Origin of the sequence: Candidatus Glomeribacter gigasporarum BEG34, from assembly GCF_000227585.1 — a bacterium.
Taxonomy (GTDB): Bacteria; Pseudomonadota; Gammaproteobacteria; order Burkholderiales; family Burkholderiaceae; genus Glomeribacter; species Glomeribacter gigasporarum_B.
The window spans coordinates 1-11922 of record NZ_CAFB01000050.1 but is presented as its reverse complement, the minus strand read 5'-3'; the positions used below and the strand labels follow the sequence as shown (position 1 = coordinate 11922).

The 11922-nt window shown below is 57.6% G+C and carries 17 protein-coding genes and 1 pseudogene; 12 read left to right on the top strand and 6 right to left on the bottom strand.

All coding sequences use genetic code 11. The annotated features are described in order from the left end of the window. Both brnA and CAGGBEG34_RS06655 read right to left on the bottom strand, forming a co-directional pair. On the bottom strand, positions 1-288 hold the full coding sequence (gene brnA, locus CAGGBEG34_RS06660; protein ID WP_006682987.1) for a type II toxin-antitoxin system BrnA family antitoxin: 288 nt from the start codon (positions 286-288) through the stop codon (positions 1-3). After that, the gene (locus CAGGBEG34_RS06655; protein ID WP_006682986.1) at positions 272-571 is read right to left on the bottom strand and encodes a BrnT family toxin; all 300 of its coding nucleotides are present in this window, start codon (positions 569-571) and stop codon (positions 272-274) included. The genes brnA and CAGGBEG34_RS06655 overlap by 17 nt, the downstream gene beginning before the upstream one ends. A gap of 29 nt (positions 572-600) precedes the next feature. Here CAGGBEG34_RS06655 and CAGGBEG34_RS06650 point away from each other — a divergent pair, with 29 nt between their 5' ends. The 12 genes and pseudogenes from CAGGBEG34_RS06650 (at position 601) to CAGGBEG34_RS11795 (ending at position 9356) form a co-directional block, all read left to right on the top strand. Further along, a complete protein-coding gene (locus tag CAGGBEG34_RS06650) occupies positions 601-1314 on the top strand; it encodes a C40 family peptidase (protein WP_006682985.1) in 714 nt (237 codons plus the stop codon). Further along, positions 1307-1876, top strand: a complete 570-nt coding sequence (locus CAGGBEG34_RS06645; protein ID WP_006682984.1) for a tail assembly protein — start codon at positions 1307-1309, stop codon at positions 1874-1876. Before CAGGBEG34_RS06650 ends, CAGGBEG34_RS06645 begins: the two co-directional genes overlap by 8 nt. After that, positions 1873-5571: a TipJ family phage tail tip protein gene (locus CAGGBEG34_RS09695; RefSeq protein ID WP_006682983.1), complete on the top strand. Its 3699-nt coding sequence runs from the start codon at positions 1873-1875 to the stop codon at positions 5569-5571. Before CAGGBEG34_RS06645 ends, CAGGBEG34_RS09695 begins: the two co-directional genes overlap by 4 nt. Beyond that, positions 5572-6114: a hypothetical protein gene (locus CAGGBEG34_RS06635; protein WP_006682982.1), complete on the top strand. Its 543-nt coding sequence runs from the start codon at positions 5572-5574 to the stop codon at positions 6112-6114. It begins immediately after the preceding gene. Further along, positions 6002-6358: a hypothetical protein gene (locus CAGGBEG34_RS11065; RefSeq protein ID WP_158641822.1), complete on the top strand. Its 357-nt coding sequence runs from the start codon at positions 6002-6004 to the stop codon at positions 6356-6358. Before CAGGBEG34_RS06635 ends, CAGGBEG34_RS11065 begins: the two co-directional genes overlap by 113 nt. A gap of 407 nt (positions 6359-6765) precedes the next feature. Further along, positions 6766-7014, top strand: coding sequence for a hypothetical protein (locus CAGGBEG34_RS11385; protein ID WP_203224851.1), 249 nt, complete (start codon positions 6766-6768; stop codon positions 7012-7014). A 45-nt stretch (positions 7015-7059) separates the two neighbouring features. Continuing rightward, the gene (locus CAGGBEG34_RS06620; protein WP_042688273.1) at positions 7060-7278 is read left to right on the top strand and encodes a hypothetical protein; all 219 of its coding nucleotides are present in this window, start codon (positions 7060-7062) and stop codon (positions 7276-7278) included. After that, positions 7271-7681: a nucleotidyl transferase AbiEii/AbiGii toxin family protein gene (locus CAGGBEG34_RS11380; RefSeq protein ID WP_203224850.1), complete on the top strand. Its 411-nt coding sequence runs from the start codon at positions 7271-7273 to the stop codon at positions 7679-7681. Before CAGGBEG34_RS06620 ends, CAGGBEG34_RS11380 begins: the two co-directional genes overlap by 8 nt. A 33-nt stretch (positions 7682-7714) precedes the next feature. Continuing rightward, positions 7715-7993: a hypothetical protein gene (locus CAGGBEG34_RS11375; RefSeq protein WP_203224849.1), complete on the top strand. Its 279-nt coding sequence runs from the start codon at positions 7715-7717 to the stop codon at positions 7991-7993. 585 nt (positions 7994-8578) lie between these two features. After that, positions 8579-8680, top strand: a pseudogene (locus tag CAGGBEG34_RS12200) (hypothetical protein); the annotation flags it as partial. A gap of 52 nt (positions 8681-8732) precedes the next feature. Continuing rightward, the gene (locus CAGGBEG34_RS11800; RefSeq protein ID WP_042688272.1) at positions 8733-8981 is read left to right on the top strand and encodes a hypothetical protein; all 249 of its coding nucleotides are present in this window, start codon (positions 8733-8735) and stop codon (positions 8979-8981) included. Positions 8982-8984: 3 nt separating this feature from the next. Then, on the top strand, positions 8985-9356 hold the full coding sequence (locus CAGGBEG34_RS11795) for an ATP-dependent DNA helicase (protein WP_042688271.1): 372 nt from the start codon (positions 8985-8987) through the stop codon (positions 9354-9356). 299 nt (positions 9357-9655) lie between these two features. Here the strand turns inward: CAGGBEG34_RS11795 and CAGGBEG34_RS06600 are convergent, their stop codons facing one another. The 4 genes from CAGGBEG34_RS06600 to CAGGBEG34_RS06585 all read right to left on the bottom strand — a co-directional run. Then, positions 9656-9988 carry a hypothetical protein gene (locus CAGGBEG34_RS06600; protein WP_042688270.1) on the bottom strand — a complete coding sequence of 111 codons (333 nt, stop codon included), beginning with the start codon at positions 9986-9988 and terminating at the stop codon, positions 9656-9658. Then, positions 9985-10260, bottom strand: a complete 276-nt coding sequence (locus CAGGBEG34_RS06595; protein ID WP_238984930.1) for a helix-turn-helix domain-containing protein — start codon at positions 10258-10260, stop codon at positions 9985-9987. The genes CAGGBEG34_RS06600 and CAGGBEG34_RS06595 overlap by 4 nt, the downstream gene beginning before the upstream one ends. A 54-nt stretch (positions 10261-10314) precedes the next feature. Then, complete coding sequence (locus CAGGBEG34_RS06590; protein ID WP_042688269.1) at positions 10315-11457, bottom strand: DotG/IcmE/VirB10 family type IV secretion system protein; 1143 nt, start codon at positions 11455-11457, stop codon at positions 10315-10317. Positions 11458-11459: 2 nt separating this feature from the next. Continuing rightward, a partial coding sequence (locus tag CAGGBEG34_RS06585; RefSeq protein WP_042688268.1) for a DotH/IcmK family type IV secretion protein occupies positions 11460-11922 on the bottom strand: 463 nt, incomplete at its 5' end.

Genomic DNA, 11922 nt, shown 5'->3' with positions numbered 1-11922 from the left:
TTAGGCTGAGCGCTGATCTGTTTCCGCTGCCTTCTCGGCCAGCCAGGTTTTGATCAGCGACTGGTACGGCACGTCCATCCGGTTCGCGCGCACTTTGATCGCACTCAGCAATGACACCGGCAACCGCAGCGAGATCGCTTGCGTGGATGGCTTGAGATTCGGAAAGACCGCGCGTTTCGCTTTCGACCAGTCGAGATACGCGGTGCTGTCATTGTCCGGCGTTTCCCAAAAGGCGCGTTCTTCCGCTTCCGATGCGAACTTTGGGATGGGTTTAAGAGGCTTGTTCATAAAGTTTCCGCTCTTTGTGGCTCATGGCGCGCGCTGAAATCACGCGGATAAGCGTGTTATGGGCGCGTAGTGTAAACGTGATATGCAAACACCGCCCGGCGTCGGTCACGCCCAAGGCATGCCAGCGGGATTCTGTCTGACTGTGCGCTGCATCTTCCACGACCAGCAAGGGCTGATTGAAAAACACCTGCTCCGCCTCGATCTGGCTGACATCATGCTTTTCGGCGCTTTTGCGGGCATTCCCGGCATTCCAGTCAAAACCCGCAACGGCAGAAAAATCCATCAGTCGTATATTACTAAAATATACAGTATATGCAAGCTTCCGTCCTCGAAGCGCTGCGCACCCACGCGGCCGCCGACTATCCGCGTGAATCGTGCGGCCTCATCCTCAAAGCGAACGGTCAGGAACACTATGTGCCATGCCGCAACCTGGCGGCCAGCGACGCGCATTTCATCTTGCATCCGGAAGACTATGCGGCAGCGGAAGAGGCGGGCGAGGTGGTCTGCATCGTGCACTCTCACCCGAATCTGCCGCCGCTGCCGAGCGAAGCCGACCGCGTGATGTGTGAACAGACAGGTCTGCCGTGGCTGATTGTGAATTGGCCGACCGGCGCGTTGCGCACCTTTCAACCCAGCGGTTACCAAGCGCCGCTGATTGGCCGGCCGTTCTCTCACGGCATCCTCGATTGCTACACGCTGATTCGGGACTATTATCAACGAGCACTGCGCCTTGATCTGCCGGACTTTGAACGCGCGCCCGAATGGTGGACCCAGGGCGGCAACCTGTATCTCGATCATTTTGATGAGGCAGGCTTTATCGAAGTCCCGCTGCCCGCTTTACAACAGCATGATGTCTTGCTGATGCAAAACGCTGCCCCTGTCCCGAACCACAGCGCTATTTATCTAGGCGGCGGCCGTATCCTCCAGCATTGCCAAGGACATTTGTCAGCGGAATCGATCTACGGCGGCTATTGGCGAAAATGCACGACCCATTGCTTGCGGCATCGGAACCTGCTGAATGCGTGATATCCGGCTCTACGGTCATTTAGGTCGCCGCTTCGGCCATCGCTTCCGCCTTGAGGTAGCAAGCCCGCTGGAGGCGGTGCGGGCGCTTTCCGTGCAACTGCCCGGCTTCAGAGATTATTTACTGACCCACAGTGCACCGGGCTATCGGTTTTTTGTAGGCCAGCGCAATGTCGGTCAGGAAGAACTGCATACGCACTCCGCAGGCAGCGTCATCAAAATCGTGCCGGTGATTGCGGGCGCAGGCCGTGGGTTTCTGAACGTGGTGCTGGGCGCGGTCTTAATCGGGCTTGCCTTCTGGAATCCGCTGGCGATGCCCGCCTGGCTGATTGGCGGGATGAAGGCGGTCGGCACCTCGCTGGCCTTGTCCGGCGTCTCGCAACTGCTGTTTCGCCCGCCGCCGTTGGATGTCAAAGACCGGCCCGAAAACCAGCCCTCCTACGCCTTTGACGGGCCGGTCAACACCCTCGCGCAAGGTCACTGCGTGCCGGTGCTGTACGGCGAGCTGCGGGTCGGCTCACAGGTGATTGGCGCTTCGCTGTCGACCGGGGAGATCGCCATTTGACGGAGACCACGCACCAGATTCAAGGCGCGGGCGGCAAAGGCAGTGGAGGCGGCGGCAATACCCATGTGCCGACCGAAAGCCGCGATACGCTGCGCTCCAAGCAGATCGCGCATGTGATCGATCTGGTTTCCGAAGGCGAGATCGAGGGCTTTAGCGGAGATGCGCTGCAACGCATCTATCTGGATGACACGCCGATCCGGAATCCGGATGGCTCGCTGAACTTATCGGACATCACACTCCAGTATCGCAGCGGGACGCCCCTGCAGGAGCCGGTCTCCGGCTACGGCTTCGATACCGCCTATGAAGCGCCAGTCGCGGTGGAACTCAAATACGACAAGCCTGTAGTCCGCACGCTCGGCAATGAGAATACCACCGCATTGCGCGTGACACTGTCGGTTCCGCAGCTGACCTATCAGAATCCTGAAACGGGCGATCTGTCGGGCAGCTCAGTTGAATTTCGCATCGAGACGCAAAGCGCCGGCGGCGGGTTTGTCACGCGCGTGCAGGACACCATCGCAGGCAAAACCACCAGCCGCTATCAGCGCGCCTACACGATGCCGCTGACCGGACCCGCCCCGTGGGCGGTGCGCGTGACCCGTTTAACACCTGATTCGACGCAGGCGAATCTGCGCAATCCGCTATTCTGGGAGTCCTACACCGGCATTATCGGCGCTCAGTTGCGCTATCCCAACTCGGCGCTGATCGCGATTTCGACGGATGCCGAGCAGTTTCGCAGCATCCCGACCCGCGCCTATCAGCTCAGGGGGCTGCGGATCAAAGTGCCGAGCAACTATGACCCCGCCGCGCGGTCTTACACGGGCCTATGGGACGGCCGTTTTAAAATTGCCTGGAGCGACAATCCGGCCTGGTGTTTTTATGATCTGGTGACCAACGACCGCTACGGGCTGGGGCGCTTTATCGACGAGGCGCTGGTTGACAAATGGACGCTGTACGCCGTCGGCCAGTACTGCGATGAGCGCGTGCCGGACGGCTTCGGCGGCTGGGGGCCGCGCTTTAGCTGCAATCTCTATTTGCAGCGAGCCGAGCAAGCCTGGTCTGTCCTGCAGCATTTCGCGTCGATGTTCCGCGCGGTGCTGATCTGGTCCACGGGCGTGGTTTCCGTTGCACAGGACCGGCCCAGCGATGCGCTTGCACTCTTTACCCGCGCGAATGTGATTGATGGCCTGTTCCAATACGAAGGCGCGAGCCTGAAATCCCGCCATACGGTGGCCTTGGTCGCGTGGAATGATCCGGCCGATGCCTATCGCCAGAAAATCGAATATGTCGCCGACGAAGCGGCGATCCGTCAGTATGGCGTTGTGCAAACGGAACTCGTCGCCTTCGGCTGCACCAGCCGTGGTCAGGCGCATCGGGCGGGACTGTGGCTGCTCTATGCCGAGCAGCACGAAACCGAAACCGTCACTTTTCGCACCGGATTAGAGGGATTTTCGCTCTATCCCGGCGCAGTCTTTAAAACCACTGACCCGAATCGCGCCGGTCGTCGGATGGGGGGACGCATTCGAGCAGCGACGGCCACGGAAGTAACGCTGGATGATGCGGTCGAGCTGGACGCCGGGCAAGCCTATACGCTCAACCTGATTTTGCCGGACGGCAGGATTCATTCGGCAGCCCTCGCCATGCCGCCTGGCCCCAGCGCTGTGCTCACGCTCGCGGAACCCTTGCCGCAAGTCCCGCTACCGGATGCAATCTGGACCTTGTCGGCAGATGATCTGATTCCAGAAAGCTGGCGGCTGGTTGCCGCCGTCGAAGTCGAAAAGGGCCTCGTCGAAGTGACGGGGCTGGCGTACCGGCCCGACAAATACGATGCCGTCGAAAAAGGTTTGACGCTGATGCCACTGCCGACCTCAACGCTGCATCGCGCGCCCGATCCCGTCACTGATCTGCACGTGACCGAATCGCTGTACCGGATGGCCGGCAGCACCTTTGGGGTGCGGGCGACCGTCTCCTGGCACGGGCAGGCGGCGCGCTATCGGGTGAAGTGGCGCAAGACGCAGGGCGCGTGGGAGGCGCGCGAGTCCGTCTCGGCTTCGGTCGATATCGACCATCTGGAAGAGGCTGAGTACGCGTTTTCCGTCACTGCGTTCAACGTTCTGGGCCGCGCGTCCCTGCCGGTGACGGTGATCCGAACCCTGCTGGGCCGCAGACGCCCGCCGCAGGCCGTTACGGGTTTCGCCTATGTCATCGAACCCTACGGCGTGAAACTGACCTGGGACAAATCGCCTGAGATCGATGTCGCGCTCTACGAAGTGCGCGAGGGCGGCGCACAGTGGGAAGACGCAAAGCCGGTCGGGTCGATTCAGGGCACCGTGTTGAAACTGCCGGCGCTCGCGGCAGGGGAACATCTCTTTCGCATCAAGGCGGTCAATGCGGTGGGGCTGATGTCGGGGGAAGACGCAATATTGGTGTTCACCATTACCCCGCCAAAAGTGGCCGAACTGCAGGCCGCCCTCGTCGGTGAAAACATCGTGCTGACCTGGACGCCTGCAGAGGGGCCTTTTGCGATCCGGCATTATGCGCTGCGCTATGGGGGTGACTGGGCGAATGGCACTGCCATCGCTGCGCCGCTTTCCACCCAATTTCAGGAGAAAGTGACTTTTGGCGGCGCGCGCACCTATTGGGTCGCGCCAGTCGATGTGGCCGGCAATGAGGGCGCGCCTGCGAGTGTGACGGTCGTGGTTCAACCGCCTTCAGCGGTGACGATCCGCGCCGAGGTGATCGACAACAATATCCTGCTGCGCTGGTCGAAGGCCGAGGCGAGCTTGCCGATTGAGCACTATGAGATACGGGTCGGCGCGAGCTGGGCCGTCTCCGAGCCCGTAGGAACCGCAGGCAACGGCCGGTTCACCACCTTCTTTGTGCAGGCGGCGGGCACCTATACCTATTGGATTGCCGGGATCGATAGCGCGGGGAATCTGGGCGAACCGGCCAGCGTCAACGCGACGATGAGTCAGCCGCCCGACTATGTGCTGCGCTATGACACTCACAGCGATTTTGCGGACGCAACGCTCAGTCACATTTATCTGGAGGACCAGCAGCTCTACGCCCCGATTTCTGAGGAAAGCTGGCAGCAGCATTTTGAAAGCCGAGGCTGGTCCAGTCCGCAAGATCAAATCGACGCCGGTTTCCCGCGTTACTTTGAACCGGCCGCGCAAACGGCAAGCTATGAAGAAGTCCTCGACTATGGCGCAGTGCAGCCCGCCACTACGGTAAGCGCGACGCTGTCGTCCCATGCGCTGTTCGGCCAGGTTCCGGTGACGCCTACTATTTCGGTGCGCGCCACAGAAGACGATCCCTGGCGGGACGCTCCCGGCCAGGCGCAGACCTTCGCCGCCGAGTTCCGGTACGTCAAGATTCATTACGATTTCGCGGCGAGCGATGCACACAGCCTGATCCAGATCAGCGATCTGAATCTCAAGCTCGCGGTCAAGCACAAGGTCGATTCGGGCAAGGGCCAGGCGCACGCCGATGAGCCGCACGGCGCGTGGGTGGCGTTCAATCTCACCTTCATCGATGTCCAGGGCGCGCCGAATGTGCAGCCGATGCTCAGAGCACCGACTTATGCGGTGGTCGATTTCAAGGATGAACCCTATCCGAAAGGGTTCTACGTGTTGCTCTACGACATTCGGGGCCGTCGAATCAGCGGCCCTTTTTCATGGATGGCCAGAGGGGTATAAATGGATTTTAAAAAGCCTGAATTACAAGACCATTATGCAGCGGTGCTGCGCGTGCTGCGGGGGCAGGTGGCCTTGCTCGCCCGCTGGCTGGAAGACGCGACCCCCGACCATACGCCGGTGGGCGTGAAACGCTGGAGTGAGGCGAACAAACGCTTCGAGCACTTTGATGGCGCAGCCTGGCAGTCGCTGGCGAAACGCTACCAGATGAACGTTGAGCAACTGGCAGGGCGAACAGCGGGTAACCAGGCCGAGCAGATTCCCATCAGCAACGGAAAGATCAACCAGAACCTGAATGCGGAGCAGCTCGGCGGACAAAACGCCGCCTATTACGCGAGTCAGGCGGAGATGCAGACCCGCGTGTCCAAAGCAGGCGATGCGCATGCCCGGGCCGCTTACGCTGGCGGGCGATGCGACCGAACCGCTGCACGCGGTGACGAAACAGCAATTGGAGGCCGCGCAGAAATCAGCGATTCCCGCCGATGGCTCGGTAACCGAACCCAAAATCGCGGATTTTGCGGTCAGTATCCGCACGCTGGAAGATGAAGCGGTCACGCCAGAGAAAATCATACAGTGGGCGGTGCAGTCCGATCATCTGGCAGATGGCGCGGTCCGGCATGAAAAATTGGGTGATCGAGCCGTCTGGACAGACAACCTGGCCAACCCATCGGTGACGAAAGAGAAACTGGCGCCCGATGCCATTTCTGACTTTCCTGAGCGCAGATACGGTGATCAGAAATTGCCGAGTGGACTGATTCTGCAGTGGGGCGATGCCATCCATAGCAGATAGGGTGGAGGCAGCGTGTATTACCCCATCACGTTTCCCAACCGGGTGCTGGCCCTCGCCGGCTCGCATTGTTGGAAAAACAATTCACTGGCGATGTGTACTCAAGACTCGAACTATGACTTCTACGCCTTTTGGGGGAAGGGCTTTTCTGGCTCGCCCTCGGCGACTGACTTAAGACAGGCGCATGACGCTCTATTACGCCGCTTTCAGCGGCTTTTATGACAGCGACATTCACACGGTGATTCCGCAAGCCGCCGTCGAGATTACCCCTGAGCCGCACCGCGCGTTGCTGAGTGCCAACGCTCAAGGCGCGGCCATTCTCCCGGATGAGACCGGTCATCCAACAGCCGTCTTTCCTTCCGAAGCAGAACAACACGCCCAGAAAGCCGAAAGCATCCGCGCCGAGCGCAATGGAACTGTGGGCCTTCTCAACCACGAATCAGGATGTCGGCTTGCGGCGGCGGCTGTATCAACGCCTGCCGCCCGCGGCAGCCCGAAAAATCCTCGCGCGCGCCTTTCCAGGCGGCACCGCAGTACCTGCCATTGAAATGCGGCGCGCTGAACAAGGTGCCAGGGAGGATGAAAATATTCTCGATTCAATCGCGGATGAGCTGATCGCCCAGTATCGTCATCCAATGGAAAGGGCGTGTGCTGCATGACATTAAACAGCGCTAAAATAAAAAGTGGATATTCATCAAGTTGAAATGGATCAAAAAACAAATATGATACGACTCGCTGACTTCCCGCAGTTGCGACTGATTACATGGAACCGGTGCGATGACGGCATGGTCGATGAACGTGAAGCGCTCGCGATCTACGAAAGAAATTGGCGATTTGTGGATCAAGCCCGCCTGGACGAGAACGAAAAGGCGCTGATCGAACGTCTTGTTCAGGATTTGGGTGGCGGACGGATGAATGTTTAACCGGCCTCATCATCAGCGGATTGCAAAACTGCTTCATGCCTTCAATCGCCCATTACTCCAGGAGGCACGCTGTTTCTTCGGAGGAGGGACGGCTATTGTCCTTTTACTGGGCGAATATCGTGAATCATTGGATATTGATTTTCTATATTCTTCCAGAGAAGGCTATCGCTTATTGCGTAATATCGTCACTCAACAGGGGCTTGGAGATTTATTGTGGGAACCGGTTCTCCATCGGCGAGAAGTTCGGGCAGATCGTGATGCGATCCGAACCATTCTTGAAATAGATCAGCAGCCGATCAAGGTCGAATTTTTTTCAGAAAGTCATCTGGATATCCAGGGCAGACTTCACCCAATTCTGGGTGTACCGATACTGTCCAAAGAAGATATGTATGCCACGAAATGACTGGCAAATACAAATCGCGGCGATGACAGATCCGTGCTGAGCCGTGACATCATCGACCTGGCGATGATGATCGACCAATGGGGGAATATTCCAGCCCAGTCTTGGGAAAAAGCAAGAAACGCGTATGGCCAGAGCGTAGACAAAGCCTATCGTGGCGCTATTGAGATGATCCATCATGATCGGGATTATCTGAATTCCTGTCTACATCATATGCATATGGACGAAGCATTGCTCGACCGGATTCCTGTGATTTTGGGATGCACATTAGAAAGCAGACATGATTCGGTGATTCGAACAGTACCTCGGCTTTGAATTGAACGGGATCAAGCATTTGCCTGAAAAACGGAGCCCGTGAAGACGCACAATCGCATGTGGCCGTATTGGGTGTGAGCCAGAATGTAGTTTTCGCTGCCGCCCCTTTGATATTGCATGCGCTGAAAATCGGCATCCGTCTGGATTTTGACACCGCCACTGAGAAGTGCATGTATTTCAATTCGTGGGTTTCTGGCCGTTCCATGTCAATGTCGCGACATCGCGTTTAAGCACATCGCTCAGAGCCGGCCATTCAACATGGGTTTTTCCATCGATGAATAAGGGTTGTATCCTGTCCTGCTGGCCTAATTTTCAATAGGCTCCGGCGTTTCGCGTACCTGCTGGATACCAAAATCACCTTCCAGCTCACCCTCTGGTTCAGGTGAAAAACGAAAATGCGGCCTGCGATAATTGTCTGCTATTTTCTCCACGGGTTTCTCCCATTGATTTGAAAATCAAAATCAAGGCTGCGCTATTTTATACAGAGTGAATGGATAAGCGGCGCTCAAGGTCTTGTTTATCAAGCCAGGCGGGCATCCAAAGTATGCTCATGCCGCGTTTTTGTTTCTCAAGCCTCTGTTTTTTATGTCCTCACAACCTGGTGCGCCCAAGCCAGCATTAGAGCGTCTGGCGGGACTTGTCGAGCGCGTGACCTTTCACAATGCGGATACGGGTTTTTGCGTGTTGCGCTTGAAGGTCAAGGGCGAAGCGTCGGATTTTTTATTTTGTTTCAGTGGGTATGCCGGAAGCCATCGCCCAGAAGATTGTAAAACTGGTGAAGACGCGGCTGCCTCAAAAATTCCAACTGGAGCCAGTGCGCGATATTCAGGTGCTGTGTCCGATGAATCGCAGCATCACCGGCATGCGCAATCTCAACGTTTTGTTGCAAGGTGCGTTGAATCCGCCGAACGAATCCAGCGTCGAGAAATTTGGCGCGCGTTTCAGCATCGGCAACAAAGTGATGCAGACTGAGAATAACTACGACTAGTACGTGTATAACGGCGACATCGGCCTGGTAACTCAGATCGACGCTGACGAGCAGGAACTGTCCGTCGTCTTTGACGGGCGCGTGGTCACTTATCGCTTCGGCGAACCGGATGAGTTGACGCTGTGCTACGCCACCACGATTCACAAATCCCAAGGCTCGGAATATCCAGCGGTTATTATCCCACTGTGCACTCAGCATTATTCGACGCTCAGACGCAATCTGATTTATACCGGCATTACGCGCGGCAAGCGTTTCGTCGTGCTGGTTGGACAGAAGCGCGCATTGGCCATTGCCGTTAAAGGACAGCATGGTGAACGGCGATGGTCGAAGCTGGCTGAGTGGTTGCAGGGTGGATTGGCAGAGCGAAAAGGATAAGCGCCCACCCGAAAACGCCCCCAAGCGCCACCTTGGCCCGCAGGCGCCCATCATCACCCCATAAAAAGCAGAGAGAATCCTGTCTTTTCCCGGGTACTTCACTTACCTGTTTGCATGCGATTCCTCCCTGCGGCCCTCATAAAGTGATCAGCTTTATGGGGCCAATCCAAATTTGGGTGGACACCCATACTCCGCCTCCAACCTGCAATAAGCCAGGTGCAGAAAATTGAGCGCTTACCTTACATTCAAAGGAGTCAGTGGAGTGCAAAACGGCTGCATGCCCTCAGCAATCGCGCTGTTCAACCCAGCCTGGGGGCTTGATGCGCTTTCAATGCAGGGCGTTCCACCGCTTGACGAATGCCGGAAAGCAAGGGATCGTTCTGGTATCGGGCATCTTTTTCGCATCGGACCGTCACGGTGGCATAGGCGTTCTCGATACGATCCAGGACGGCAGAAGCCTCATCCCCGGCATATCCCGAGCGTTGCCCATATTGGACCAGTTCTGCGCGGGTTGGATAGGTTTTACGCTTGTCTTTCGTCAGTAGACCGCTCAAACCTTGAGGGGTGTGGATCTCAAGTTGACGGATTCGATTGAAGAATTGTGCAATATCAAAAGACGGCGATGTATTCATTCCTCTTCCTTGAACACATCCGGGAGTTCTTCGAACACGACGGTATTCTGGGGTCTTAAAGTCAGTTCATAACCCAGCGCATTCGCGATGCGGCACCATTCCTGAATGCCCACGTTTTGAGCGCTCTCCGCATGGGTGAGTGTACGGCGCGCGACCTGTGCACGGTCCGCCAAGGTTTGTTGAGTGATGTTACGCGCACGGCGGAGCGTGCGAAGCTCGACCGCCACGCGCTCCACATTCGTAATTGGGTCATCGATGAGAGGTTTGCGCATGATCATACGCATCATACATCATATTAAGTCGGAATGCGCATTAAGATACGCATTTTACGATTTGTCTGGTATGACATCGGCCTTGAATTTCACGAGGATGGCCGTCCCCGCGCGCACGCGGGCACGGATCGGAGGAATTGAGGCGGCTTGTTGAGCGAGCGCATTCTGCACACCTGAAAGTCCTGCGGCGGCAGCCGCGCCGCCAATTTGCCGGATGGAAGGATTCGCATCCGTCTGCTCGGTATATCCGCCCAAAGGCGAGTGGAGGATGGTTTTGCCTGCGTTGCCGTACACCGCGCCCGCTGCGCCGAGCGCGCCCAGAATGGCGGGCGTCACAATCCGTTGGCCGTAGCGGTGGTCAACATCCGCAGGCAATGCGCGGCCCAGCGTTTGATCGTTCAATGCCATCGCCTGGATCGCATATGTCTTATCCTTGCAGTGCATGGCCGTGAACGTCACGCTCAAGGCTTCATGCGTGAGTTGGCTGCTGCCGATCAATTGCGCGCCTTTGCACGGGCCTTGATCCAGGACGGCAAATACCTCGGACGGCGCATCGGTATCGATGGCATTTTCCAGATGCGCGCCATATTGATCGGTTGCATGAATGAGGGGCTGGAGATCCGTCGAGGCCAGTGCAGATGTTGTCGACCGGCCCGCTGGCCCATGCGCAGCGGGTGGCGCATTCTCCCTTTCTGCGGTTGATTCAAGCGTTTGGATGCCCAGTATTTTCTGGGATTGGGGCGGATGATCCCAAGCCGCGACCAGCGCTTCGACCTGTTTGTCTACGCCCGGCGAGGGCGCAGGCAGCGGCGGTAAGGTGCGCAGCTGGGCGTCCGTCTGCGCGCCATCATCGACAGGCTGAGCGCGTTGTTCAAGCGATTGTTCCAGTGGTTTCAGTTCCAGGTCTGGAGGCTTGGACCCTGTGCGCTCGGACAACGCCGGGACGAAAGAACCCTGCGCGCGTTGCGCCTGTGCGAGTTTTTGGCGATTGACCGATTGAAGCGTTTGCGCATAGTACGGCGTCTCTGGACTCGATACGCCGCCCTGTGCGTCGATGCCCGGCACCTCGACGTGCGCATTCGCCGCATGGCGGCGGGTCAGCCAGAATACGCTCAGGATCGCGCCTGTCACGGCCAGCAGCGCCATGATGACGATGACCTTAATCTGACGTGAAAACCCCGCGCGCATTTTAGACATCGTTATTCCCAGTCTAAAAAGAGGTTGCGCAGCGCGCCGTTTTCACTGACTGTGACCACTGGCGTTTGAGGAATTTCGTACACATGCGTGCCATCCGCGGATGTCAGCGATCCATAGTACGCGGGATTGTTCAAAAATAGCGAAGTGCGCAGCACGATACGGGACGCAGGCGCATTGCCGATCAGCCAGGCTTTCATATTCGCCGGCGCATTCCGGATGCGGATCGGTTTCGCCTGCGGCGGTTCAATCCCCTCCAGCAGCGATTGCAGCGTGGCGCTCGGCAGGCCAATCGCGGTCTCCGTGGTGATTGCCGGCTGCGCGTTCGGCCCGGTTTTCGGAATCCGGAGATCGAGACGGTAGTCCGTCTCGCGCTGGCCGGCGACCATTTTGATGACAACCGGATAGGGTAAATCTTTCAGGAACACCGCCACATCGCCTTCCACATAATCACCTTGCGCGGTAATG

Excerpts from the sequence above, each read along its gene's own strand:
- brnA (WP_006682987.1), bottom strand. The coding sequence starts at position 288 with ATGAACAAGCCTCTTAAACCCATCCCAAAGTTCGCATCGGAAGCGGAA.
- CAGGBEG34_RS06655 (WP_006682986.1), bottom strand. The coding sequence starts at position 571 with ATGGATTTTTCTGCCGTTGCGGGTTTTGACTGGAATGCCGGGAATGCC.
- CAGGBEG34_RS06650 (WP_006682985.1), top strand. The coding sequence starts at position 601 with ATGCAAGCTTCCGTCCTCGAAGCGCTGCGCACCCACGCGGCCGCCGAC.
- CAGGBEG34_RS06645 (WP_006682984.1), top strand. The coding sequence starts at position 1,307 with ATGCGTGATATCCGGCTCTACGGTCATTTAGGTCGCCGCTTCGGCCAT.
- CAGGBEG34_RS06635 (WP_006682982.1), top strand. The coding sequence starts at position 5,572 with ATGGATTTTAAAAAGCCTGAATTACAAGACCATTATGCAGCGGTGCTG.
- CAGGBEG34_RS11385 (WP_203224851.1), top strand. The coding sequence starts at position 6,766 with ATGGAACTGTGGGCCTTCTCAACCACGAATCAGGATGTCGGCTTGCGG.
- CAGGBEG34_RS06620 (WP_042688273.1), top strand. The coding sequence starts at position 7,060 with ATGGATCAAAAAACAAATATGATACGACTCGCTGACTTCCCGCAGTTG.
- CAGGBEG34_RS11380 (WP_203224850.1), top strand. The coding sequence starts at position 7,271 with ATGTTTAACCGGCCTCATCATCAGCGGATTGCAAAACTGCTTCATGCC.
- CAGGBEG34_RS11800 (WP_042688272.1), top strand. The coding sequence starts at position 8,733 with ATGCCGGAAGCCATCGCCCAGAAGATTGTAAAACTGGTGAAGACGCGG.
- CAGGBEG34_RS06600 (WP_042688270.1), bottom strand. The coding sequence starts at position 9,988 with ATGAATACATCGCCGTCTTTTGATATTGCACAATTCTTCAATCGAATC.
- CAGGBEG34_RS06595 (WP_238984930.1), bottom strand. The coding sequence starts at position 10,260 with ATGCGCAAACCTCTCATCGATGACCCAATTACGAATGTGGAGCGCGTG.
- CAGGBEG34_RS06590 (WP_042688269.1), bottom strand. The coding sequence starts at position 11,457 with ATGTCTAAAATGCGCGCGGGGTTTTCACGTCAGATTAAGGTCATCGTC.